Genomic DNA, 22,932 nt, shown 5'->3' on the forward strand with positions numbered 1-22,932 from the left:
AGGAGTAGCCTCCCGCGCATGACCGCGTCAGCCCGCACCGCCGCGACGGCGCCCCTCTTCCACCCCGACCTCGCGCTCGGCCGCTTCCTCCCGCCGATCGTCCTCGGCCCGCGACTGCTGCGCCTCGCCACGCGACGCGCCGCCGAGGGAGGCGAGGCTCCGCCCGACATCGTGGTCGACGACGTCGAGATCCCCGTCGCCGGAGCCGCTCCCGTCCGGGCCCGCAGCTATCGGCCGCGCATCCTCCGCGGTACCGCTCCCGCGCTCCTCTGGGTGCACGGCGGCGGCATGGTGCTCGGCAGCCACCTCCAGGACGAGGTGTCCTGCATCGACTTCGCCCGCACCCTGGGCATCACGGTCGTCTCCGTCGACTACCGCCTCGCGCCCGCGCATCCGGCCCCGGCTGCCGTCGAGGACGTGCTGGCCGCGTTCGACTGGCTCGTCGAGCACGCGCAGGAGCGCGGCGTCGACCCGGCGCGCATCGCCGTCGGAGGCGCGAGCGCGGGCGGCGGCATCGCCGCGGGTGCGACCCTCCTCGCCCACGACCGCGGAGGAGCGCAGCCCGCGTTCCAGCTGCTCGTCTACCCGATGCTCGACGACCGCACCGTCACCCGGCCCGGTCCTCCTCCGCGCGGAGTCCGCGTCTGGACCCCGGGCAGCAACCGCTTCGGCTGGACCGCCTACCTCGCCGGCGAGCCCGGCGGCCCCGGCGTCACGGCCTACGCCGCCCCCGCCCGCCGCGACGACCTCACGGGCCTCCCGCCGGCCTGGATCGGCGTCGGCGGCCTCGACCTCTTCCACAACGAGGACGTCCGCTACGCCGAGCGCCTGCGCGCGGCCGGAGTGCCGTGCGGGCTCGAGATCGTGGAGGGCGCCTTCCACGGCTTCGACGCCCTGTTCCGCCGGACCGGCGTGGCGAAGCGCTTCTGGGCGGCGCAGGCCGCGGCGCTCGGCCAGGCCCTCCTCGCCTGACCTCCGCGTCGACCCGCCGGGCCGATTCCGTCTCCGGCGCTCGGCACTGCGAGGCTGACGGGCGACGGCCGCCGCCGCCCGCGCATCACCCGTGCCGCACCTGCCGCGCATCCGTTTCCGCCCAGCCCCGCCCCGTCTCCCGGAGGACCCATGGACATCGACCGCCTCGCCACCCGCTACGAGATCGCCCTGCCCGCCTGGATCGGTGACGCCCTCCGCGACGTCCCCGAGGTCCTCCCGAGCCTCGAGGACCGGATGGCTCTCGTGCACGCGCTCGCCGACCGCAACTTCCGCGAGGGGAACGGCGGCCCGTTCGCGGCGATCGTCGTCGAGCGCGACTCCGGTCGTCTCGTCTCGGTCGGAGTGAACGTCGTCCTCGGCAGCGGGGTCTCGTCCGGCCACGCCGAGGTGACGGCGCTCGGTCTCGCGCAGACCGCGCTCGGCACCTGGGACCTCGGCGGCGAGGGCCTTCCCGCGCACGACCTGGTCGTCAACTGGCGCCCGTGCGTGCAGTGCTACGGAGCGACGATGTGGTCGGGGGTGCGCCGCCTGGTCGTCGCGGGCTCCGGCCCCGAGCTCGAGGAGATCAGCACCTTCGACGAGGGGCCGATGCGCGAGGACTGGGCCGCGCAGTTCGAGGCCCGCGGGATCGAGGTCGTCGACGGCGTGCTCCGCGACGAGGCCCTCGACGTGTTCCGCGCCTACCGCGCCTCCGTCGACTCCGGCGAGGTGCTCGTCTACAACGCCCGCGCCGACTCCTGATACCGCGGCAGGTCCGGACTGCGCGCCGGTTCCGCGCCGGACGCACGGGAGCCCCGCCTCAGCGGGGCCCCGTGCGGTCCTGAGCTGCCGGCCGCTGGCAGCGGTCAGCGGCGGCTCAGCGCCACCAGTCGTCGAACATCGACAGCGGCACCTGGCGCTTGTGCTCGGTCGCGGCGTACCGCGCCTCGATGGCCTCGGCGACGGCTTGGTCGACCTCGCCGCCCTCGAGGTACGTGTCGAGGTCGGCGTAGGTGAGCCCGAGGTTCGTCTCGTCGGTCTGGCCGGGGTTGTCGTCGAGCAGGTCCGCCGTCGGCGCCTTCTCGTAGAGCCGGGCCGGTGCGTCCAGGTGCTCGAGGAGCGAGCGCCCCTGCCGCTTGGTGAGGCCGGTGAGCGGGAGGACGTCGGCGCCGCCGTCGCCGTACTTCGTGAAGAAGCCGGTGACCGCCTCGGCCGCGTGGTCGGTCCCGACGACGAGCATCCCGGCCTGGCCGGCGATCGCGTACTGCGCGATCATCCGCATCCGCGCCTTCACGTTGCCCTTCACGAAGTCGCTGATCGGCTCGTCGACCGCATCGCCGAATGCTGCGGCCACGCCGTCGACGCCCTGGTGGATGTCGAAGACGACCTGGCGGTCCGGGCGGATGAACGTGAGGGCGAGCTGGGCGTCCTCCTCGTCGGCCTGCACCTTGTACGGCAGGCGGACCGCGATGAAGGAGGCGTCGCCGCCGCTCGCGCGGACCTGCTCGACCGCGAGCTGGCAGAGGCGCCCGGCGAGGCTCGAGTCCTGGCCGCCGCTGATGCCGAGGACGAGGCCCTTCGCGCCGGTGCTGCGGAGGTAGTCGGCGAGGAATCCGCTGCGCCGTTCGACCTCGACGGCCGGATCGACGGCGGGGGAGACGTGGAGCTCGGAGATGATCTGCTGTTGGACGTCGCGCACGGCTTCACGCTACTCCGCATGCTCCCCGGCGGCCCCTCCTCGCCGCGGACGCGCAGGCTCCCGACGCCTCCCCGAAACAGGGTCCGCCCGCCGCGTCCGACTGGCGCGGCGCCTACCCGCGCTCGGCGACGATGCGGGCGATGCGCGCCGGGACGGTGTCGTCCTGGAGGCTCGTCACGTCTCCGAGCGGGCGGCCGTCGCGGATGTCGCCGAGCAGCCGCCGCATGATCTTGCCGGAGCGGGTCTTGGGCAGATCCGGCACCACCACCACGTCGCGCGGCTTGGCGATCGGACCGATCGCGACCGCCACGTGGTCGCGCAGGAGCGCCGAGAGCGTCGTGCCGAGCGCGGCCCAGTAGGCCGGGTCCTCCTCGGCGCGGTCGACGGCCTCGTCGGAGGGGATGACGAACGCCGCGATGGCCTGGCCGGTCGTCGCGTCGGCGACTCCGACGACTCCGGCCTCGCCGACGGCCGGATGGGCGACGAGTGCCGACTCGATCTCGATCGTGGACAGGCGGTGCCCGGAGACGTTGATGACGTCGTCGACGCGGCCGAGCACCCAGACGTCGCCGTCGGTGTCGTACTTCGCGCCGTCCCCCGAGAAGAACCACCCCTGGGACGCGTAGCGGGCCCAGTAGGAGTCGCGGTACCGCTCCGGGTCGCCCCACACGGTCCGGGCGAGCGCCGGCCCGGTCCGGTCGACCACGAGGTAGCCGCCGGAGCCGTTCGGCACCCGCTCGCCGTGCTCGTCCACCACGAGGACGCCGAGCCCGGGCAGGGCTCCGAGCGACGAGCCCGGCTTGAGGGTCGAGACGCCCGGCAGCGGGCACATCACCGCGGCGCCGGTCTCGGACTGCCACCAGGTGTCGACGATCGGGCAGCGACCGCCGCCGATCGCCTCGTGGAACCAGACCCAGGCCTCGGGGTTGATGGACTCGCCGACGGTGCCGAGAAGGCGCAGGCTCGACAGGTCGTACCGGGCGGGCACGCCCTCGGGGAACCAGGTCATCAGCGTCCGGATCAGCGTCGGCGCCGTGTAGTAGACGGTCACCCCGTACCGCTCGATGATCTCGAAGTGCCGGGCCGTGTGCGGGGTGCTCGGGGTGCCCTCGTAGATCACCTGGGTGAGCCCGTTCGAGAGCGGTCCGTAGATCTCGTAGGTGTGGGCGGTGACCCAGGCGAGGTCGGCGGTGCACCAGTGCACGTCGTCCGGCTTCGCGTCGAACACCGCCCAGTGCGTCCAGGAGGCCTGCGTGAGGTAGCCGCCGCTGGTGTGCACCAGCCCCTTGGGCTTCCCGGTCGTGCCGGAGGTGTAGATGATGAACAGCGGCGTCTCGGAGTCGAAGGCCTCGGCCTCGTGGACGTCGCTCTGCGCGTCGACCAGCTCGTGCCACCAGACGTCGCGGCCCGGGGTCCACGGGACGTCGGTCTCATCGGTGCGGCGGACGACGAGGACGTGCTCGATCGACGCGACGCCCTCGACCGCCCGGTCGGCGCTCGCCTTGACCGGCACCGCCGCTCCGCGCCGGAACTGCCCGTCCGTGGTGACCAGGAGCTTCGCGCCGGTGTCCTCCACGCGGAACCGCACCGCCTCGGCGGAGAAGCCGCCGAAGACGAGCGAGTGGATCGCTCCGATCCGCGCGATCGCGAGCGTGATGACGATGGTCTCGGGGATCACCGGGAGATAGACGACGACGCGGTCGCCCTTCCCGATCCCGAGCGCGGTCAGCGCGTTAGCGGCGCGGGAGACCTCGCGCTGGAGCTCGGCGTAGGTGATCGACCTCCGGTCGCCGCGCTCGCCCTCGAAGTGGAGGGCGGTCTTCCCGCCGCGTCCCGCGTCCACGTGGCGGTCGACGCAGTTGACGGCCACGTTCAGCCGTCCGCCCTCGAACCAGGTCGTGCGCGGCACCGAGAGCGAGCCGTCGGGCAGCGGAGCGGCAGGCTCCCAGCTGTGGGCGGTGTGCCACGGCTCCGCCCACTCGAGGCGGCGGGCGGCCTCCTCCCAGAACGCGACCGGATCGGCGGCGGCGCGCGAGTACTCCTCCGCGCCCGCGTTCGCCTGCGCGGCGAAGGCTGCGGGCGGGGGGAACCGGCGGTGCTCGTCGAGCAGGTTGGCGATCGTCCCGCTCACGCTCGGAGCTCCCTCCCCGGCGCTCACGCCCACTTCCTCACGGCGTAGCGCTGGAACACGCCGACGACGGCATCGGTGAGCTTGCCCAGCACGGCCAGCAGGACGATCGCCAGGAACACCCGGTCGATCCGGCCGTTGTTCTGGCTGTCGATGAGGCGGAAGCCGAGGCCCATCGAGGAGGCGATGAGCTCGGAGGCGACCAGGAACAGCCACGACTGGGCGAGCGCGAGGCGCAGCCCGGAGATCACGGAGGGGATCACCGCGGGCAGCTGCACCGTCGTGAAGAGCCGGACGCCCGAGAGGCCGAAGGCGCGGCCCGCCTCGACGAGGTGCCGGTCGACGTGGCCGAGCGCCGTGGCCACCGTGGTGAAGACGGGGAAGAACGCGCCGATCGTGATCAGCGTGATCTTCGACTCCTCGCCGATGCCCATCCAGAGCAGCAGCAGCGGGACCCAGGCCAGCGACGGGACCGCCCGGATCGCGCCGAGGGTCGGGCCGAGGACGACCTCCCAGACGCGGGAGAGCCCGAAGAGCGCGCCGACCACGAGCCCGAGCGCCGAGCCGAGCGCGAACCCGATGAGCACGCGCTGCGTCGAGATGGCGACGTCCTGGCCGAGGTCGCCGCGCTGGGCGAGGTCGACGCCGGCCGCCCAGACCATCGCGGGCGAGGGGAAGACCGCCACCGAGACCATCCCGGTCGTCGTCGCGATCTGCCAGGCGGCGAGCAGCAGCACGGGCAGGATCGCGCCTCCCGCGACCACGAACCACCGTCGCGTGGTGAGCGGGTGGGAGCGGTCCTCGCGGAGGCGGCGCTGGGAGGCCGCGACCGACGGGCCCGCCGTCACGAGTCCGGGCTCACCCGGCATCGGCGCGGACAGCGCGCTCCGCCGCAGCACATCGGCGTCGGTCGCGGTGTCGTCGTCGCGGATCGTCATCGTCGGTCTCCTCGGATCACGGGGTCGGGGGCGGAGGGCCGGACCCTCAGGCGCCGATGGCGCTCGGGTCGGCCGCCGAGGCGTAGGTGTCGTCGAGCAGCGAGTCGAGCGCGTCGTCGACCTGCTGCTGCGAGGCGACGTCGCCGTTCTCGACGAAGATCGGGCCGATCACGGCGAGCACGTCGGTCTGCGCGGAGCCGGGGACGTTGTCGACGTCGAGGTTGCTGCGCTCGGTGATGACCGTCGTCGCCACCGCCACGTCGAGGCCGGCGACGGAGGCGAGGATGCTCGCCGTCTCGTCCTGGTTCTCGAGCGCCCAGGCGCGGGCGTGCTCGTACGCGTTCACGACGGTCTGCGCGAGGTCCGGCTTCTCGGCGAGGAAGCTCTCGGTCGCGTTGAGCAGACCGTAGGAGTTGAAGTCGACGTTGCGGTAGAGCAGGGTCGCCCCGGCCGCCTCGGCGCCGGCCATGATCGGGTCCAGGCCCGCCCAGGCGTCGACGGAGCCGTTCTGCAGCGCCGCCCAGCCGTCGGCGTGCTGCAGGTTCTGCACCGTCACGTCGCCGATGCCCAGCCCGGCGGCCTCGAGCGCCTGCACCAGGAAGAAGTACGGGTCGGTGCCCTTGGTGGCCGCGATCTGCTTGCCCTTGAGCTGCTCGACCGACGTGATCGCCGAGCCGGCGGGGACGACGAGGGCCGACCACTCCGGCTGAGAGAAGATGTCGATCGTCCTGATCGGCGAGCCGTTCGAGCGAGCGAGCAGTGCGGCGGAGCCGGCGGTGGAGCCGACGTCGATCGCTCCGGCGCGCAGGGCCTCGTTGGCCTTGTTGGAGCCGGCCGACTGCACCCAGGCGACGGTGACCTGCTGCTCGGCGAGGGCGGCCTCGAGCCAGCCCTTCTCCTTGATGACCAGGCTCAGCGGGTTGTACGTCGCGAAGTCGAGCGTGAGCGTGCCGCCCTGAGTTCCTCCGGAGGCGGCGTCGGCGGTCGCGGCCGCCGCTCCTCCTCCGCCCTCGCCCTGCACGCAGCCCGCGAGGAGCGGGACGGCGGCGGCGGTGAGCAGACCGGCGAGAGCGGTGCGGCGGGTGAGCGGGGAACTGGTGAACGACATGGGGGCCTCGGCTTCGGGGATGCGGTGACAGCGAGTGTGGACGCTGCGGGGGAGGGGCGGTGCGGGGAGGTGCTCGTGCGGTGGAGAGCGGGAGGAGGAGGCGGCTGGGGAGGGAGGTCGTGCCGCCCGGACCGTGCCGCCCCGGGTGGAGGGACGCGGGTCGATCCGCCCGGGGTCAGTGCCGCTCGATGCCCAGCCCCGCGAGGAGCTCGGCCCGGTGCTCGGCGAGCTCCGCCGAGCCGCGGTCGCGGGGCCGCGCGCCGGGGACGGTGACGATCCGCTGGATGCGCGAGACGCCTCCGGGTTCGTCGCGCCCGAGGAGCACGATGCGGTCGGCCAGCTGGAGGGCCTCGTCGACGTCGTGGGTGACGAGCAGGATCGTCGCCGGAGCCGCCGCGTGCACGTCGAGCAGCAGGTCCTGCATCCGCAGGCGGGTCAGCGCGTCGAGCGCCCCGAAGGGCTCGTCCAGGAGGAGCACCCCGGGGTTCCGGGCGAGGGCGCGGGCGAGGGAGGCGCGCTGGGCCATGCCTCCGGACACCTCGCGGGGCCGCGAGCGGGCGTGCGCGGTGAGGCCGACCATCGAGAGCAGCTCGTCGACGGCGGCGCGGGCGGCCGGGCGCGGGGTGCCGCGCGGCAGGCCGAGCGCGACGTTGTCGGCGATGCTCCGCCAGGGCAGCAGCCGCGGCTCCTGGAACGCCACCGCGCAGCGCGGGTCGATGCCGGAGACGGGGGCGCCGTCGATGAGGACGGACCCCTCGGAGGCGGTGTCCAGGCCCGCCGCGATGCGCAGCAGCGTCGACTTGCCGCAGCCGCTCGGGCCGAGGATCGCGATGACCTCGCCCGCGGCGGCCTCGAGCGTCACGTCCGTCAGCACGGGGGGCCCGGGCGCGAAGGTGCGGCCGACCCCCTCGAAGCGCACGGGGAACGCCGACTGGCCGAGCTCGGCGTCGAAGGCCAGGCTCGTGCGGGCGGCGGGGGTGGCGGGCATGTCTCTCCGGGCAGCGGGACGGGCGGGCGGATCGTCCGATCGTACGGAGAGGCTCCCGGCGGCACAGCGGGGACCGACACGGGGAGTAACACAGGGGGTGGGACGCGGAAGGCATCCCCGGTCCTCGGACGGGGGAGGCCTTCCGCCGGAGGGCTACGCCTGGACGAGCACGAGCTCCTCGAGGGGCAGGCGGGTGCGCGGCGCGGTCTCGCGCTCGCGGAGGGTCTCGTTCGCCAGCGCGTCGGCGTCGGCCGCGACTCCCACTGCGGCGATCGTCACCGGGTCGAAGCGCTCGTCGACGCCGAACGCGGCGCGGACGGCGTCCTTGTCGAAGCCGGCCATCTGGTGCACGTGCAGTCCCTCGTGGTGCGCCTGCACGCTGAGGTGGGCGATCGACTGGCCGAGGTCGTAGACGGCCCAGGGGCGCGGCTTCCCCTCGGAGTCGACGGTCTCGGCGAGCGCGACGACCAGGACGGCGGCGGAGCCGGCCCAGGCGCCGTTGAAGCCGGCGAGCGTCGCGACGATGCGGTCGAACTCGTCGGTTCCGCGGCGGGCGACGATGAAGCGCCACGGCTGCGAGTTGCTGGCGGACGGGGACCAGCGCGCGGCCTCGAGGAGGGACGCGAGGGTCTCGTCGGAGACGGTCGCGGACGCGTCGTAGGAGCGGGGGCTCCAGCGCTCCGCGAGGACGTCGAGGATCGGGGCGCTGGTGCTGGCGGTGCGGGAGGCGGTGGCGGACATCGCGGGGCTTCTTCCGTGCGGGGGACTGGGGGAGGGGCTCCGTCGCCCGTGGAGCCCAACCGTCCCCGCACCGCGGGCATTCCCGCGCGCGCACGGCAGGCGCCCGCACGCGCGTTCGCCCACGGAGGAGCGGGCCGCCTCCGAGCCCCGGAACGGTACGGTGGGAGACGGCGTGGTCACCCCGCGCACCACCATCCACGACTCTGGAGGATCATCCATGGCCCAGCACTTCGACGTCGTCGTCCTGGGGGCAGGCCCCGGCGGATACGTGGCCGCGATCCGCGCCGCCCAGCTCGGCAAGTCCGTCGCCGTCGTCGAGAAGCAGTACTGGGGCGGTGTCTGCCTCAACGTCGGCTGCATCCCGTCCAAGGCGCTGCTGCGCAACGCGGAGCTCGCCCACCTCTTCCACACCCAGGCGAAGCAGTTCGGCATCTCGGGCGACGTCTCGTTCGACTTCGGCGCGGCGTTCGACCGCAGCCGCTCGGTCGCGGACGGCCGCACCAAGGGCGTCCACTTCCTGATGAAGAAGAACAAGATCGCCGAGTTCGACGGCGTCGGCTCCTTCACCGGCCCGCAGGGTCTCGACGTGCAGCTGAGCAAGGGCGGCACGGAGTCGCTGACCTTCGACGACGCGATCATCGCGACCGGCGCGAGCGTCCGCCTCCTCCCCGGCGTCGAGCTCTCCGAGAACGTCGTCACCTACGAGACCCAGATCATGACCCGCGAGCTCCCCGACACGATGGCCATCGTGGGCGCGGGCGCGATCGGCATGGAGTTCGCCTACGTCCTCAAGAACTACGGCGTCGACGTGACGATCATCGAGTTCATGGACCGCGCCCTCCCCAACGAGGACCCGGACGTCTCCAAGGAGATCCAGAAGCAGTACAAGAAGCTCGGCGTCGAGATCCTGACCTCGACCAAGGTCGAGTCGGTCGTCGACAAGGACGGCTACGTCACGGTCACCTACACCGCGAAGGACGGCACGCAGTCGACCCTCGAGGTCGACAAGGTGCTCATGTCGATCGGCTGGGTCCCCCGCACCGAGGGCTTCGGCCTCGAGAAGACGGGCGTCGAGCTCACCGAGCGCGGCGCGATCGCGATCGACGACCACATGCGCACCAACGTGCCGCACATCTACGCCATCGGCGACGTCACCGCGAAGCTGCAGCTCGCGCACGTCGCGGAGGCGCAGGGCGTCGTCGCCGCCGAGACCCTCGCCGGTGCCGAGACCCAGACCCTGGGCGACTACCGGATGATGCCGCGGGCGACGTTCTGCCAGCCGCAGATCGCCTCCTTCGGCCTCACCGAGAAGCAGGCGACGGACGAGGGACACGAGATCACCGTCTCGACCTTCCCCTTCATGGCGAACGGCAAGGCCCACGGCCTCGGCGAGCCCACCGGCTTCGTGAAGCTCATCGCGAGCAAGAAGTACGGCGAGCTCCTCGGCGCCCACATGATCGGCCCGGACGTCTCGGAGCTGCTCCCCGAGCTCACGCTCGCCCAGAAGTGGGACCTCACCGCGACCGAGCTGGCCCGCAACGTGCACACCCACCCGACGCTGTCGGAGGCGCTGCAGGAGGGCTTCCACGGCCTCAAGGGGCACATGATCAACATGTAGGGCTCGTCCCTCCACGGCCTCCGGCCCGCAGGATCCCGCTCGGCTCGTCCGCGGCGGATCCGGCGGGCCGGAGTCGTCTCCGGGGGCGTCCACAGGGCTCCGGCGCCGCTCCCGCTACCGTGGCCCGATGGATCCGCGCCTGCTCGACCGCCTCGCCGCCGACGCCTGGCCCGCGCTCGTGCGGCGCCCCCTCGGCCCATGGGAGCTGCGCGCCTCCTCGGGGGTCACCAAGCGCGCGAACTCGGTGCTCGCGTCCGGCGACGTCGTCGACCAGGAGGCGGCCCTCGACACGGCGGAGGCGTTCGCCCGCGAGCACGGGATCGCACCCCTCGTGCAGATCGGACCGCCGAGCCCCGCCGGTCTGACCGGGCTGCTCGCCGAGCGGGGCGCCGCGCCGATCGACCGGACGCTCGTGCTGACGGGTTCGGTGCAGGAGGCGCTCGCCGCCCTGTCCACGACGTCGGGGTCCGCGCCGTCGAGGCCAGTGCCGCCGAGGCCCGCGCCGCAGCCTCGCGTCCGCCTCGCCCCGGCTCCCGACGAGGACTGGCTCGCCCTCTGGTGGTCGGTGGACGGTCGCGGTGGAGCGGAGGAGCGCGCGGTCGCCGAGCGCATCCTCGCGGGCTGCCCCTCCTCCTACGCGCTCGCCGTCGACGGGGACGGCCCGGCCGCGACCGGCCGCCTCGCGCTCGTCACGGCGCCGGACGGCGAGCTCTGGGGCGGCCTCTTCGCGCTGGCGACCCGGCCGGACGCCCGGCGCCGCGGGCTCGCCTCCGCCGTGATCCGCGCCCTCCTCGAGGACGCGTCCGGCCGGGGCGTCGCGCGCTTCTGGCTCCAGGTGCTCGCCGAGAACGTCGGCGCCCGCCGCCTCTACGCGTCCCTCGGCTGCCGCGAGTCGTCCTGGTACGAGTACTGGCGCTGACCCGCTCGCGGAGGAGGAGCGGGGTGCCCGGGTCAGGCGTTCGCGAGCACGGCGCGGGCGACGGCCTCGGCCTTCGCCGCGTCGCCGGTGACGGTCACGCGCCACCACACGTCGTCGGCGAGCGCGTCGATCTCGCAGACGCCCGCCGCGCAGCCGGTGAGGGCCTTCTCGCCGAAGCCGTCGAGCGGCTCGAGCGGGATCGCCAGGCCCGAGGTCAGCGAGAGGTTCCGCCAGCCGTCGTCGCCGTTCGGGAGCGCGTCGACCGTCACGCCCGAGTAGGCAGCGCTGGAGGCGTCGCTCCAGCTGCAGGAGGCGTACCCGGCCCGGGCGGCGGCAGCGGCCGACGCGGTGGTCGGCGTCCCGGTCCCCGTCCCCGCGGTCGCCTGCGCGAGACCGGCGGCACCGGACAGCTGCTCGGCCGTCAGGACCTCGGTGCAAACGGGCGCCGTCGCGGTGACCGGCTCGTCGAGGGTGCCGAGCGCGGCGGAGGCGGTGCCGGTCGCCAGCGCGGCGAGGTCGACGGCCGCGGGGGCGCCGCGCAGCTGCAGCGTCACCCAGGTGGCGCCGGCGAGCAGGTCCAGGTCGCAGCTGCCGTCGATGCAGGAGCCGTAGGCCTCGACGGCGGTCTCGAGGCGCGGGCCCGGACGGCCGGCGAAGGCCTCGGCGGCGTCGTCGACCGCGGCCGCGGTGATCGAGGCGTCCTCGTCGTACCAGGCGCAGCGGAGCACTCCGCCGTTCTCCTCCGCGGCCTCGCGGATCAGCTCGCCCGAGGAGCGCGTCGTCACCTCGCGGCTGCCCTCGAGAGCGCTGCGGGAGACCCCCAGCGCCGAGGCCGCCCGCGTGGCGGGGAGGAGGGAGTCGCAGCCCAGGCGGGTCGAGGCCGTGGGCGTGGGCGAGGGCGTCGGAGTCGCGGAGGGAGTCGGAGCGGCGGTCTCGGACGCCGACGGGGTGGCCGCGACGTCCGAGCGTTCGGCCGACGTGCAGCCCGTCAGCGCGACGAGAACGGCGAGCGCGGCGCCGACCGTCGCCAGGCGCGGGAGGCGGGCCCTCACGCGGCCAGCTCGCGCTCGATCGCGGCCGTGAACGCGTCGATGTCGTCCTCCGTCGTGTCGAAGGAGCAGACCCAGCGGACCTCGCCGGTCGCCGGGTTCCAGTCGTAGAAGCGGTAGGCGGCGCGGAGCCGGTCCGCGACTCCGGGCGGCAGCGTCGCGAACACCGCGTTGGCCTGGGTCTGCTGCGTGAACTCGAGCCCGGTGATCCGTCCGGCGGCGATCGCCTCCTCGAGCCCCGAGCGCAGGCGCGCCGCCATGGCGTTCGCGTGCCGGGCCGAGCGGAGCCACAGGGGCTCCTCCTCGCCGCCGTCGCCGAGCAGGGCGAGCAGCTGCGCCGAGATGAAGCGCATCTTGGAGGACAGCTGCATGTTGGTCTTGCGGAGGAAGGTCAGCCCGGTCGAGGCCGCCGGGTCGAGCACGACGATCGCCTCGCCGAGCAGGATGCCGTTCTTGGTGCCGCCGAACGAGAGCACGTCGACGCCTGCGTCGGTCGTGAAGGAGCGCAGGGGCAGGCCGAGGGCGGCCGCGGCGTTCGCGATGCGCGCCCCGTCCATGTGCAGCCGCATGCCGAGGCCGTGCGCGTGGTCGGCGAGCGCGCGCACCTCCTCCGGGGTGTAGACGGTGCCGAGCTCGGAGGACTGGGTGATCGAGACCACGAGCGGCTGGGCGCGGTGCTCGTCGCCGAAGCCCCACGCCTCCTGGTCGACCAGTGCCGGGGTCAGCTTGCCGTCGGGCGTGGGGACCGTGAGGATCTTGATCCCGCCGACCTTCTCGGGCGCTCCGCCCTCGTCGGAGGTGATGTGCGCGGTGCCCGCCGAGACGACGGCGCCCCACCGGGGCAGCATCGACTGCAGGCCGGTGACGTTGGCGCCCGTGCCGTTGAAGACGGGGAAGGCCTGGGCCTGCTCGCCGAACTCGCGGCGGAACGCCTCCTGCAGGCGCTCGGTGTAGACGTCCTCGCCGTAGGCGATCTGGTGCGCTCCGTTGGCCGCGGCGATCGCGGCGAGGACCTCGTCGTGCACTCCGGAGTAGTTGTCGGAGGCGAAGCCGCGGACGTCGGGATCGTGCAGAGCGCTCATCCCTCCATCTTCGCAGCCCGCCGCCCGGAGGAGCCCCGGAGGCGCCCGCCGAGACACCCCTCCTGCCTCCCGCATGTTTCGGGCAGGTGAACGGACGACGACCCGAAAGCCGATCTCCGTCAAGAAGTTGGTATCGGCTGGGAGGCAGGCCACTCTTGACGTATGCGCATGGACACGACGGGAGCTGTCCGCGACATGCCCGCCCCTCCCGGGGTGGACGAGATCGCGGCTCGCTTCGGCGATCCCGTCCTCGCGTTCGCGCCCCAGCCGAGGCTGGAGGAGTTCGCCGCGGCGCAGACGATGGCGCTCGGCCGCTTCGTCGAGATCTCGCTCTCGTACTCGTTCTACAAGAACCCGCGCAACCGCGCCGACCCCGTCAACCACGTCCCGCTGACCCCCGAGCAGAAGCGCGCGATCGAGCGCGCCGAGAACGACCACCTGCCGCCGTGGATGGTCGACCAGGTGACGCGGATGCGGTACCCGGTGCTCTGGGAGGCGGTCCGCACCTCCGTGCCGATCCCCGCCGAGCGCAGCCGGCCCCTGGAGTCCCGCCTCGCGGCCCACATGGGCGACGTGCTCCGCAACACCTTCCCGGGCCGCGTGCGCAGCCGCCGCGGCGGGATGCCGGTGGTCGCCGCCGCCCTCCGCGACGAGGACGTCGTGCGCGGCGTCCCGGTGATCGTGGACGGGGAGGCGCTGCGCGGCTACCGCGTGGACACCGATCCGGACGTGGTCGCGATCGGCGCCCGCGTCGACGGCCGCTACATGACGGTCGTGCTCGACCGGAAGATCGTGCCGGAGATCCGGATGGAGTTCGTCCGCCGCACCCCGCCGCGCCCGGCCTCGAGCCAGCCCCGGCGCTGACGGCCCGGCCGACCGCTCAGGGGCGCCCCGGCACCGCGATCCCGTGCTCGTAGGCGAACACGACCGCCTGGATCCGGTCGCGCACGCCGAGCTTCATCAGGATCTTCGAGACGTGCGTCTTCACGGTCGCCTCGCCCACGAACAGCTCGGCCGCGATCTCGGCGTTCGACCAGCCCCGCGCCAGGTGCACGAGCACCTCCCGCTCGCGGTCCGTCAGATCGGCCACTCCGGAGTGGTCGGCGGCGGTCGGCGTGCGCTCGGGCACGGACGCGAACCGCTCGATCACGCGCCGGGTGACGTCGGGGGCGAGCATCGCGTCGCCGCGGGCGACCACCTGCACGGCCTCGACCAGCTCCTCCGGCGACGCGTTCTTGAGCAGGAACCCGCTGGCGCCGGCCGAGAGCGCCTCGAAGAGGTAGTCGTCGCGGTCGAAGGTGGTGAGGATGAGCACCCGCGAGCCCAGGCGCGGGTCGGCCACGATCTCGCGGGTCGCGGCCAGGCCGTCGAGGCCGGGCATCTGCACGTCCATGCAGATCACGTCGGGGCGCAGCTCGGAGGCGCGCTGCAGGGCCTCGAGCCCGGTGCGGGCCTCGCCGACCACCTCGATCCCCGGCTCCGACTCGAGGATGATGCGGAAGCCCACGCGGACGAGCTCCTGGTCGTCGACGAGCAGCACGCGCACGTGCTCGGTCATGGGCGGCCCCCGCTCGCTCGCTCCTGACGCCCCCGCGACGTCTCCGACGACGGTACCGGGTCGTCGGCGTCCGGCACGCTCGCCCGGACGGGGGACAGCGGCACCCGGGCGTGCACGAGGTACCCTCCGCCCCTCGGCCCCATCTCGATCCAGCCGCCGACCGCGGCCGCGCGCTCGCTCATGCCGGTGTGCCCCAGTCCGCAGGAGGCGGGAGCGCTCGGGTGCGGGCCGGACCCGCCGTCGTCGGCGATCTCGAGCTCGACCGCGTCGGGGGCGTAGCGGAGGCGCACCTCGGCGTGCGCGCCGCGCCCCGCGTGCTTGCGGACGTTCGTGAGCGACTCCTGCGCGATGCGGTAGAGGCTGAGCCCCACCGTCGCGGGGATCTCGCGGGGCGTGCCGAGGGTGAGGAAGACGGTGGGCAGGCCCGATCCGCTGGACGCCGCGACCAGCTCCTCGAGCTGGGCCACCCCGCGGGTGGACGCGGCGTCGGTGAGCGGATTCGGGACCGCGTCCTCGGCGCGCAGCGCGACCAGGATGCGGTGCAGCTCCTCGATCGCCGAGCGCGCGTCGCCCTCGATGGCGCTGAGCGAGGCCGCCGCCCGCTCCGGATCCCGCGCCAGCACCCGCCGCGCCGCTCCCGCCTGCACGCCCATCACGCTGACGTGGTGCGCGACCACGTCGTGCAGCTCGCGCGCGATCCGCAGCCGCTCGGAGGACACGGCCTGCCGCGAGGAGCGCTCCCGCTCGTCGTCGAGCTCGGCCGTGCGCGTCTCGAGCGCCTCCAGCCGGCGGGCCGACTGCCACGACGCCTCGCCGAAGACGTAGGCGCTGCCGAAGTAGAGCAGGTTCGACACGACCGCGAGGGCCGACTCCGCCGCGTAGGGCGAGAGCAGGCCGGGGGAGTCGTCGACCGGCACGGAGCTGCCGAAGTACTCGCCCGTGGCGAGGGTGGTGAGCAGCCAGCCCAGCATCCCGACCGCGATCGCCACTCGGACGACGAGCGCCGTGCGCCGGTTCCGGCCCCACGCGCCGACCGTGTAGAGCGCGAGGAACAGGCAGATCTGGCCGAAGAGCGACTCCGGCACCTGGAGCACGATCCCGAGCGCGTAGACGACGGAGAGCCCGGCCGCCACGCTCGCGGGGAACCGGCGGCGCAGCGCGAGGGGAAGGGTCATCAGGACGGCCCAGTGGGCGCTGACGACGGGGTGCGCCGCGTCCGGGAAGCCCGCCGAGGAGTACAGCGCGACGGAGACGATCGTCGCCACCAGCAGGATCCCCGCGGTGACCGCATCGCGCACGTATCCGGCCCGGCTCGGCGCTCGCCGGATCCAGCCCGCGTCGAGCGGGTCCGCGGCTCCGTCACCTGAGGGCATGCGCCCCACGCTAACCGACGCCGGTCGGACGGGGCCCCGGGAGGCGGAGGAGCGCACCCCGCCACCTCCCGGGCGCGACGTCAGTCCCGGCCGGTGATGCCCCGGGTCGAGGCGATGACGTCGCCCATCTTCTTCCCGAGGGCCTCGTAGAACATCGACAGCGGGAACTCGTCGTCCAGCACCGCGTCGGTGAGCCCGCGCGGGGCGCCGAGCAGCACCTCGTCCGGGAGCCCGCGGGCCCAGGCGGAGGCGGGGTGCGGAGCGAGAGTGGCCGCGATCAGCTCGTGCGCGGCCAGCCAGTGCGCCGTCTTCGGCCGGTCGATCGATCGCCAGTAGAGCTCGTCGATCGCGTCCGAGAGGGCGACGACCACGTCGGCGACGCCGTCCCACTCGAACGCCAGCCGGGTGTCGGTCCAGTGCAGGACGCCGTGCTGGTGCAGCCAGGCGAAGAGCAGCTGGCCGCCGAGGCCGTCGTAGTTGCGCACCCGCGACCCGGTGAGCGGGAAGCGGAAGAGCCGGTCGAACAGGATCGCGTACTGCACGAAGCGCGAGCGCTCGGCCAGCGCCTCCTCCTCGTCGTCGCGGCGGTCGAGCGCGCCGAGGCGGCGCTCGATGGCGACGGCCTCGCGGAAGGCGGTGAGGTCGCACCGCAGCTCCTCCAGCGAGTAGAGGAAGAAGGGCATCCGCTGCTTGATCATGAACGGGTCGAACGGCAGGTCGCCGCGCATGTGGGTGCGGTCGTGGATGAGGTCCCACATCACGAAGGACTCCTCCGCCAGGCGCTGGTCGGCCACCAGGCGCTGCGCGTCCTCCGGGAGCTCGAGACGGGTGATCCGGGCCGCCTCCGTGACGACGCGGCGGAACCGGGCCGCCTCGCGGTCGGCGAAGATCGCGCCCCAGGTGAAGGACGGGACGGAGCGCATCGCGACCGTCTCGGGGAACAGCACAGCGCTGTCGGTGTCGTAGCCGGCGGTGAAGTCGACGAAGCGCACGGGCAAGAAGAGGGCGTTGGAGTAGTCCCCGGCCTCCAGCTCGGCGACGAACCGCGGCCAGACGACCTCGACGAGGACGGCCTCGACGTGGCGGTCGCGGCTGCCGTTCTGGGTGTACATGGGGAAGACGACGAGGTGGCGGCGGCCGTCGACGCGCTCGAGCTGCGGCTGGAACGCGGTGAGCGAGTCGAGGAAGTCGGGCAGGCCGAGTCCGCCGGCGCTCCAGCGCTCGAGGTCGACGACCAGCGCGTCGAGGTACGCGGCGTCGTGCGGGAACGCGGGGGCGAGGGTGCGGACGCCGGCGACGATCCGCTCGACGAGGGTGCGCGCCTCCTCGAGCCGCTCGGGATCGGCGAGCGAGCCGTCCTGGGACTGGAGCGGCTGCAGCCCGGCGGCGGCCGCCTTCAGGTCGAGCCAGGCGGCGGACTCCTCCACGCGGTCCTCGACGACCTCGGGTTCTCCGACGACGGTGCTCTGCACGGCTTGCGACATGGTGATCCTCCTCACGCTGGTGATACGGGGCTGCAGGAGCGGAACGCGCTCCGACTCCGAGCGTATGGGCTCGTGCGCGCGCTTTTCTTGCGTCTCAGCGGAGCGAAGCGGCGATCTCGCGGGGGCGGGCGCACGTCTCCGCCGCCCCTCGGAGGCCCCGCGGTCAGCGGCTGCCCAGGTGTTGTGCAGGTGCCACCCCCCGTCCGGGGCTAGATTCCTCACCGCTTCCGTTTCCCTCCCCTGATCGGGTCGAAAATGGGGCGACACCGTGTCCGCATCCCGAGTGCGGAGACATCCGATCGGACAGGCGCGCCGAACACCCTGGCGGCGCGCTCGATCGGCGAGCCATCCTGAGAGAGAGGATCGGAGCGCGTGACGGGACCCGAACCCGGAAGCGACCAGAGAACAGCCAGCATCGACCACCACCCCGAGAACCTCCGCCTGCTCCCCTGGCCGCAGGCGGACGCCTCCGTCCTGCGCGACACCCTCGCGCACGCGGGCGGCGGACTCGAGAGCGAGAGCGAGATCCTCGTGCGCCACGACCGCTACCTGCGCGGTTGGGCGGACGGCGACGCGTTCTTCTACGTGGTCGAGCTGGACGGACTCTCCGTCGGCTCCATCGGCTATTGGTACGGCTGCTCGCGCGGCGTCGTCGCCTACGAGGCGGCGTGGAGCATCGCTCCGCACGCCCGCGGCATCACCGCGGCCTCCGTGCGGATGCTGCTCGAGGAGGCGGCGGCGTTCCCCGTGCCCCGCTTCGTGCACGCCTTCGTGGCGGAGAGCGACCTGGACGCGGGCGCGACCTGCGTCGAGGCCGGCTTCGACCGGATCGACCTCGTCGAGCAGGGCGAACCGCCGGAGCTCTACGTGGACTGGGCGTTCGACCTGGCCGCCGTGGCCTGATCAGATCCCGTGGCGCTCCAGCCACGGCCGCAGCACCGCGAGGAACTCCTCGGGGTGCTCGAGGCCGGGCAGGTGCGCCGCGTCCTCGAGCACGTGCAGCTCGGCACCGCCCACCTCGGCGGCGAGGTGCTCGCAGACCGGCAGCGACTCGGAGAGGTCGTGCGCGCCCGCCACGACGAGGGTCGGCACGGCGATCTCCCCGAGCCGCTCGCCCGCCGGCCCGGAGGGATCGATCGGGCGGGGGGCCTCCGCCTCGTGGCCGACGCCCGTGAGCGCGAGCTCCCGGACCCGCGCGAGGAACTCCGGAGCCACGTCGTCCGCGGAGCGGTCGGGACCCACGGCCCAGAGCTCCGCCTCGACGATCGCCGCGGCCTCCCGCTCGCCCGCGAGCTCCAGCGCCTCGACCTCCCCGAAGCGCCGCTCCTCCTCCGCCGTCAGCGCGGGGTAGTCGAAGCCCGCCAGGCCCGGCGCGATCACGACCAGGCCGGTCACCCGCTCCGGATGCTCGAGCGCCAGGTCGAGCGCGAGCGTCCCGCCCCGCGAGCAGCCGACGACCACCGCGCGCTCGACCCCGAGGTGGTCGAGCACGTCCAGGGCGTCCCGGCGCGGGTCGTACTCCACGTCCTCCGTGCTCGTTCCGCCCGCGCCGCGGACGTCGTAGCGGACCACCAGCCGGTCGCGCGAGAGGTCGGGGACGAGCGGGTCCCACATCCGCAGGTCGGCGATGCCCGCGTGCACGAGCAGCAGGGCGGGCGCGGAGGCGTGGCCGTCCGCCTCCCAGTGGAGGCTCGCGCCGGGGACCTCGAGATGCGGCATGCCGCACACCGTAGGCGCGTCCCGCCGGCGCTGCAACGCCCGGCCACTGCCTAGGGTGGAGGCGCGACAGCGGACGGGCCGCGGCGGGGAGGCGGCGGCGTGGAGGGCGTGCTCACCGGCTTCTCGATCATCGGGGTCGTCATCGCGGTCGGCTACCTGATCGCGCGGTTCCGGATCGTCCCGCCCGAGAGCCGGCTGATCCTGTCGCGGATCGCCTTCTTCGTCACGACGCCGGCGCTGCTGTTCACCGTGCTGTCGCGGGCCGACGTCTCCGTCCTCTTCTCCTCGTTCCTGCTCGTCTCGCTCCTGACGGTGCTGACCGTCGCCCTGCTCTACGTGCTGGCCTCGCGGCTGCTCTTCCCCCGCCCGCTGCCGGAGACGGTGATCGGGACCGCGGCCTCCTCCTACGTCAACGCCAACAACATCGGGCTGCCGGTCGCCATCTACGTGCTGGGCGATCCGCAGTGGGTGGCCCCGACGCTCCTCCTGCAGCTGATCGTCCTCGCGCCGACGATCCTGACGCTGCTCGACGTCTCGACGAGCGGGCGGACCTCGGTCGGCGCGATCCTCACGCAGCCGCTGCGGAACCCGATGATCATCGCCTCCGCCCTCGGCCTCGTCGTCGCACTCACCGGCGTCGAGCTGCCCGCGCCCGTGCTGCAGCCGTTCTCGATCATCGGCAACGCATCGATCCCGCTGGTGCTGATCGCCTTCGGGATGTCGCTGCGCGGGCAGCGGCCGCTGGAGGCGGGGCCGGCGCGGGTCGAGGTGGTCGTCGCCTCCGTCCTCAAGTCGCTGGTGATGCCGGCGGTCGCGCTGCTGCTGGGGCGCTTCGCGTTCCACCTCGACTCCGAGCACCTCTTCGTGGTGACGGTGACCGCCGCGCTGCCGACCGCGCAGAACATCTTCACCTTCGCCTCGCGCTACGACCGGGGCGTCGCCGTCGCCCGCGACACGGCCCTCGTGACCACGGTCGCCGCGGTGCCCGTGCTCATCGGGGTGTCCCTCCTGCTGGGCTGAGCGGAGCAGCATCCCGCCTCCCGCTCGGTCCCGGCGGAGGCGCCGGACGGCCGCGCATCCGCATCGCGTGTCCCTCGTCCTGGGACGGGGCCGGTGGCGCGGGCCCGGTCGCACTCCGCCGACCGTCGCTTAGGCTCTCTCGAATGAGCACCACCACGTCCGCCGACCGCTCCACCCGCGGCAGGCCGCGCCGCCGTCGCGGCCTCTGGATCACGCTGATCGTCCTCCTGGTCCTGCTGATCGGCGCCGTCGTCGCGGTGCTCCTCGGCGTGCGCACCTACGACAAGGCGATGACCGTCCGCGACAAGCTGACCGAGGCGATCCCGCTGGTGTCGCAGGTGACGGACAGGCTGACGACGTTCGACACCTCCGGGGCGGAGGAGACCGCGGGCCGGATCGCGACCCTCACCGGCGAGGCGCGCGACGAGACCGAGGACCCGGTGTGGCGGGTGATGGAGGTGGTGCCCGTCCTCGGGCCGAACCTGTCCGCGGTCCGCGCCGCGACCGAGATCGCCGACGACGTCTCCGGCCGGATCGTCACGCCGCTCTCCACGACCTCGCTCGACATCCTCAAGCCCGTCGACGGCAGGGTCGACCTCGCGGCGATCACCGAGCTCTCGCAGAAGATCACCGTCGCCAAGGAGGTCGTCGACGCGGCGCAGACCCGCGTCGAGGGCATCGACCGCGGCCCGCTGGTGCCGCAGGTCGCCTCGGCCCTCGACTCCTTCACTCCGCAGCTGGCCACCGCGACCGCGGCGATGGAGCAGGTCGAGCCGCTCACCGCGATCCTCCCCGACTCCCTCGGAGCGTCCGGCCCGCGCCACTACCTGGTGATGTTCCAGAACCTGGCGGAGTCGCAGGCTCTGGGCGGCGGCGCGTCGTCGGTGATGCAGCTCGACGTCGACGGCGGCGCGATCTCGATCGGCCGTCAGCTGGGCAGCGGCGACTTCCGCGGTCTGGCGCCCGTCACCGTCGACCAGAGCGCGCTCGACACCATCGGCGAGAACATGGCGACGACCTTCAACGTCTCGACCAGCCGCCCCGACTTCCCGACGGCCGCCTCGATCGCCTCCCAGTTCTGGGCGCAGAAGTTCCCCGAGCAGAGGATCGACGGCGTCCTCGCGATCGACCCCGTCGCCCTCTCCTACCTCCTCGGCTCGACCGGGCCGGTGACCCTCACCGACGGCACGGTCCTCACGAGCGAGAACACCGTCTCGACCCTGCTCAACGAGGTCTACTTCCGCTACCCGGAGTCGGTCGTGGCCGAGCGCACCGACGAGTTCTTCTCGGAGGCGAGCGCGACGGTCCTGGGGAAGATCCTCGGCGGGGAGATGGAGCCCACGAAGATGCTCCCGGCGATCGTGAAGGCGGTCGACGAGAGCCGCATCCTCGCCTACAGCTCCGACGCCGACGAGCAGGCGCTCCTCGCGCCCACGCCGATCGCGGGGGTCCTGCCGCAGACGACGACCGACGGCACGACCACCGGAGTGTTCTTCCAGGACGCCTCGGGCGGCTCGAAGATGGACTACTACCTGAGCACGGCGGTCACGCAGTCGAGCGCGGGCCGGTGCGCCGCCTCCGGCGCGGTCTTCACCACCTCCGTCACCGTGACCAACACGATCTCGAAGGCGGTCGCTCGGACGCTGCCCGGCTACGTCGCCGCGGCCGGCGGGCGCGGTGCGTACCCCCTGGGCGACTTCGTCACCAACATCTACGTCTACGGCCCTCCCGGGACCACGGTGTCGAGCGCGGCCTGGGCCGACGGCACGGGCTACGGACCCGAGAGCCTCGACGACCTCGGCCGTCCCGTCTCGAAGGTCGCCGTGCAGCTCTCGCCCGGCCAGTCCGAGACGTTCGACGTGCAGTTCAGCGCCGGCGACGCCTCCGGCTTCGGCGACCAGACCGTGCGGGTGACTCCGATGATCAACCCCACCGCGGTCACGCTGAACGACGAGCCCGCCTGCGGCTGACCTCGCCGGCGGTCGGCGCCCCGGGTCGGTGCTGGACCAGCGCTGACCGCGCCGACCGCTGACGCGCCCCCGGGTCGGTGCTGGACCAGCGCCGACCGCGCCGACCGCTGACGCGCCCCCCGGGTCGGTGCTAGACCAGCGCCGACCCGGGGATCGAGCTCGTCACGAGCGAGGAGGCGAGGAACGCGGTGGCGATGCAGAGCACGAACCCGATGACCGGCACGAGGAACGCGCGACGGCCCACGAGGTAGCGCACGACCGTCACGGCCACGGCGATCAGCGTCAGCGCGGGCGGCCCGATCAGCGCGATCGAGACGCCCCAGTCGATCCGGTCGAAGTCGCAGGCGAAGTTCTGGCCCTCGCACTGCGCGGGGAAGACCGAGAGGATCGCGGCGAGGTAGCCGAGCACGATCGTGAGCAGGCCGAGGGCGAGGCAGCCGAGGATCGAGAGCACGAGGTCCCAGCGGCGTCGGCGCGGCTTCCCGGCGGCGATGATCTCGCCCACCGAGCGGTAGGCGTCGGACCGGAACTCGTCGTGCGCGGCTCCGGGGCGGGCGGTCGCGGGG

General features: G+C 73.5%; 21 protein-coding genes. 8 read left to right on the plus strand and 13 right to left on the minus strand.

The window, feature by feature from the left end; all coding sequences use genetic code 11:
• The first annotated feature begins 18 nt into the window (after window positions 1-18).
• Together C5C54_RS16315 and C5C54_RS16320 are read left to right on the plus strand one after the other, a co-directional pair.
• Window positions 19-972, plus strand: a complete 954-nt coding sequence (locus C5C54_RS16315) for an alpha/beta hydrolase fold domain-containing protein (RefSeq protein ID WP_104288809.1) — start codon at window positions 19-21, stop codon at window positions 970-972.
• Between the two features lie 150 nt (window positions 973-1,122).
• Window positions 1,123-1,734 (plus strand): nucleoside deaminase, encoded by a 612-nt coding sequence (locus C5C54_RS16320; protein WP_181027247.1) that lies wholly within the window; start codon window positions 1,123-1,125, stop codon window positions 1,732-1,734.
• Window positions 1,735-1,849: 115 nt separating this feature from the next.
• Here C5C54_RS16320 and nadE read toward each other — a convergent pair whose 3' ends face one another.
• The 6 genes from nadE to C5C54_RS16350 all read right to left on the minus strand — a co-directional run bounded on the left by nadE (window position 1,850) and on the right by C5C54_RS16350 (window position 8,574).
• A complete protein-coding gene (gene nadE / locus C5C54_RS16325; RefSeq protein ID WP_104225736.1) occupies window positions 1,850-2,671 on the minus strand; it encodes an ammonia-dependent NAD(+) synthetase in 822 nt (273 codons plus the stop codon).
• A 112-nt stretch (window positions 2,672-2,783) separates the two neighbouring features.
• The gene (gene acs / locus C5C54_RS16330; RefSeq protein ID WP_104288816.1) at window positions 2,784-4,802 is read right to left on the minus strand and encodes an acetate--CoA ligase; all 2,019 of its coding nucleotides are present in this window, start codon (window positions 4,800-4,802) and stop codon (window positions 2,784-2,786) included.
• A 23-nt stretch (window positions 4,803-4,825) separates the two neighbouring features.
• A complete protein-coding gene (locus C5C54_RS16335; RefSeq protein WP_244229541.1) occupies window positions 4,826-5,737 on the minus strand; it encodes an ABC transporter permease in 912 nt (303 codons plus the stop codon).
• Window positions 5,738-5,783: 46 nt separating this feature from the next.
• Window positions 5,784-6,845 carry an aliphatic sulfonate ABC transporter substrate-binding protein gene (locus tag C5C54_RS16340; RefSeq protein WP_104250694.1) on the minus strand — a complete coding sequence of 354 codons (1,062 nt, stop codon included), beginning with the start codon at window positions 6,843-6,845 and terminating at the stop codon, window positions 5,784-5,786.
• Window positions 6,846-7,020: 175 nt separating this feature from the next.
• On the minus strand, window positions 7,021-7,833 hold the full coding sequence (locus C5C54_RS16345) for an ABC transporter ATP-binding protein (RefSeq protein ID WP_104288810.1): 813 nt from the start codon (window positions 7,831-7,833) through the stop codon (window positions 7,021-7,023).
• A 153-nt stretch (window positions 7,834-7,986) separates the two neighbouring features.
• A complete protein-coding gene (locus C5C54_RS16350; protein ID WP_104222819.1) occupies window positions 7,987-8,574 on the minus strand; it encodes a nitroreductase family protein in 588 nt (195 codons plus the stop codon).
• Between the two features lie 217 nt (window positions 8,575-8,791).
• Between C5C54_RS16350 and lpdA the strand changes: the two genes are divergently transcribed.
• Together lpdA and C5C54_RS16360 are read left to right on the plus strand one after the other, a co-directional pair.
• Window positions 8,792-10,192 (plus strand): dihydrolipoyl dehydrogenase, encoded by a 1,401-nt coding sequence (lpdA, locus tag C5C54_RS16355; protein WP_104222818.1) that lies wholly within the window; start codon window positions 8,792-8,794, stop codon window positions 10,190-10,192.
• 127 nt (window positions 10,193-10,319) lie between these two features.
• A complete protein-coding gene (locus C5C54_RS16360) occupies window positions 10,320-11,111 on the plus strand; it encodes a GNAT family N-acetyltransferase (protein WP_104269039.1) in 792 nt (263 codons plus the stop codon).
• Between the two features lie 32 nt (window positions 11,112-11,143).
• Here the strand turns inward: C5C54_RS16360 and C5C54_RS18090 are convergent, their stop codons facing one another.
• A complete protein-coding gene (locus C5C54_RS18090) occupies window positions 11,144-12,163 on the minus strand; it encodes a hypothetical protein (RefSeq protein WP_181127922.1) in 1,020 nt (339 codons plus the stop codon).
• On the minus strand, window positions 12,160-13,242 hold the full coding sequence (locus tag C5C54_RS16370; protein ID WP_104222816.1) for a low specificity L-threonine aldolase: 1,083 nt from the start codon (window positions 13,240-13,242) through the stop codon (window positions 12,160-12,162). The genes C5C54_RS18090 and C5C54_RS16370 overlap by 4 nt, the downstream gene beginning before the upstream one ends.
• A 168-nt stretch (window positions 13,243-13,410) precedes the next feature.
• On the opposite strand from C5C54_RS16370, the gene C5C54_RS16375 reads away from it, so the two are divergent.
• A complete protein-coding gene (locus tag C5C54_RS16375; protein WP_104239200.1) occupies window positions 13,411-14,106 on the plus strand; it encodes a hypothetical protein in 696 nt (231 codons plus the stop codon).
• A gap of 16 nt (window positions 14,107-14,122) precedes the next feature.
• On the opposite strand, the gene C5C54_RS16380 is transcribed toward C5C54_RS16375, so the two are convergent.
• The 3 genes from C5C54_RS16380 to C5C54_RS16390 all read right to left on the minus strand — a co-directional run bounded on the left by C5C54_RS16380 (window position 14,123) and on the right by C5C54_RS16390 (window position 17,657).
• Window positions 14,123-14,800, minus strand: a complete 678-nt coding sequence (locus C5C54_RS16380) for a response regulator transcription factor (protein WP_104288812.1) — start codon at window positions 14,798-14,800, stop codon at window positions 14,123-14,125.
• Window positions 14,797-16,173, minus strand: a complete 1,377-nt coding sequence (locus C5C54_RS16385) for a sensor histidine kinase (protein ID WP_104260958.1) — start codon at window positions 16,171-16,173, stop codon at window positions 14,797-14,799. Before C5C54_RS16385 ends, C5C54_RS16380 begins: the two co-directional genes overlap by 4 nt.
• 80 nt (window positions 16,174-16,253) lie before the next feature.
• Window positions 16,254-17,657, minus strand: a complete 1,404-nt coding sequence (locus C5C54_RS16390; protein WP_104288813.1) for a DUF6421 family protein — start codon at window positions 17,655-17,657, stop codon at window positions 16,254-16,256.
• 372 nt (window positions 17,658-18,029) lie between these two features.
• Between C5C54_RS16390 and C5C54_RS16395 the strand changes: the two genes are divergently transcribed.
• A complete protein-coding gene (locus C5C54_RS16395) occupies window positions 18,030-18,560 on the plus strand; it encodes a hypothetical protein (protein ID WP_104222811.1) in 531 nt (176 codons plus the stop codon).
• Here the strand turns inward: C5C54_RS16395 and C5C54_RS16400 are convergent, their stop codons facing one another.
• Entirely contained in the window at window positions 18,561-19,376 is an 816-nt protein-coding gene (locus C5C54_RS16400; RefSeq protein WP_104234381.1) for an alpha/beta fold hydrolase, read from the minus strand.
• 99 nt (window positions 19,377-19,475) lie between these two features.
• On the opposite strand from C5C54_RS16400, the gene C5C54_RS16405 reads away from it, so the two are divergent.
• Window positions 19,476-20,396 (plus strand): AEC family transporter, encoded by a 921-nt coding sequence (locus C5C54_RS16405; protein ID WP_104222809.1) that lies wholly within the window; start codon window positions 19,476-19,478, stop codon window positions 20,394-20,396.
• Window positions 20,397-20,539: 143 nt separating this feature from the next.
• Complete coding sequence (locus C5C54_RS16410) at window positions 20,540-22,366, plus strand: DUF4012 domain-containing protein (RefSeq protein ID WP_104288814.1); 1,827 nt, start codon at window positions 20,540-20,542, stop codon at window positions 22,364-22,366.
• A 130-nt stretch (window positions 22,367-22,496) separates the two neighbouring features.
• Here C5C54_RS16410 and C5C54_RS18095 read toward each other — a convergent pair.
• On the minus strand, window positions 22,497-22,932 hold a 436-nt coding region (locus tag C5C54_RS18095), incomplete at its 5' end, for a hypothetical protein (protein WP_104288815.1).

Source organism: Rathayibacter sp. AY1F2, assembly GCF_002930885.1.
In the GTDB taxonomy this organism is placed as follows: domain Bacteria; phylum Actinomycetota; class Actinomycetes; order Actinomycetales; family Microbacteriaceae; genus Rathayibacter.

Bases quoted from the DNA above. Each gene is read 5' to 3' on its own strand.
- C5C54_RS16320 (WP_181027247.1), top strand. From the start codon at position 1,123: ATGGACATCGACCGCCTCGCCACCCGCTACGAGATCGCCCTGCCCGCC.
- lpdA (WP_104222818.1), top strand. From the start codon at position 8,792: ATGGCCCAGCACTTCGACGTCGTCGTCCTGGGGGCAGGCCCCGGCGGA.
- C5C54_RS16360 (WP_104269039.1), top strand. From the start codon at position 10,320: ATGGATCCGCGCCTGCTCGACCGCCTCGCCGCCGACGCCTGGCCCGCG.
- C5C54_RS16335 (WP_244229541.1), bottom strand. From the start codon at position 5,737: ATGACGATCCGCGACGACGACACCGCGACCGACGCCGATGTGCTGCGG.
- C5C54_RS16400 (WP_104234381.1), bottom strand. From the start codon at position 19,376: ATGCCGCATCTCGAGGTCCCCGGCGCGAGCCTCCACTGGGAGGCGGAC.
- C5C54_RS16380 (WP_104288812.1), bottom strand. From the start codon at position 14,800: ATGACCGAGCACGTGCGCGTGCTGCTCGTCGACGACCAGGAGCTCGTC.
- C5C54_RS16370 (WP_104222816.1), bottom strand. From the start codon at position 13,242: ATGAGCGCTCTGCACGATCCCGACGTCCGCGGCTTCGCCTCCGACAAC.
- C5C54_RS16350 (WP_104222819.1), bottom strand. From the start codon at position 8,574: ATGTCCGCCACCGCCTCCCGCACCGCCAGCACCAGCGCCCCGATCCTC.
- C5C54_RS16385 (WP_104260958.1), bottom strand. From the start codon at position 16,173: ATGCCCTCAGGTGACGGAGCCGCGGACCCGCTCGACGCGGGCTGGATC.
- C5C54_RS16375 (WP_104239200.1), top strand. From the start codon at position 13,411: ATGGACACGACGGGAGCTGTCCGCGACATGCCCGCCCCTCCCGGGGTG.
- C5C54_RS16315 (WP_104288809.1), top strand. From the start codon at position 19: ATGACCGCGTCAGCCCGCACCGCCGCGACGGCGCCCCTCTTCCACCCC.
- C5C54_RS16340 (WP_104250694.1), bottom strand. From the start codon at position 6,845: ATGTCGTTCACCAGTTCCCCGCTCACCCGCCGCACCGCTCTCGCCGGT.
- C5C54_RS16390 (WP_104288813.1), bottom strand. From the start codon at position 17,657: ATGTCGCAAGCCGTGCAGAGCACCGTCGTCGGAGAACCCGAGGTCGTC.
- C5C54_RS16345 (WP_104288810.1), bottom strand. From the start codon at position 7,833: ATGCCCGCCACCCCCGCCGCCCGCACGAGCCTGGCCTTCGACGCCGAG.
- C5C54_RS16410 (WP_104288814.1), top strand. From the start codon at position 20,540: ATGAGCACCACCACGTCCGCCGACCGCTCCACCCGCGGCAGGCCGCGC.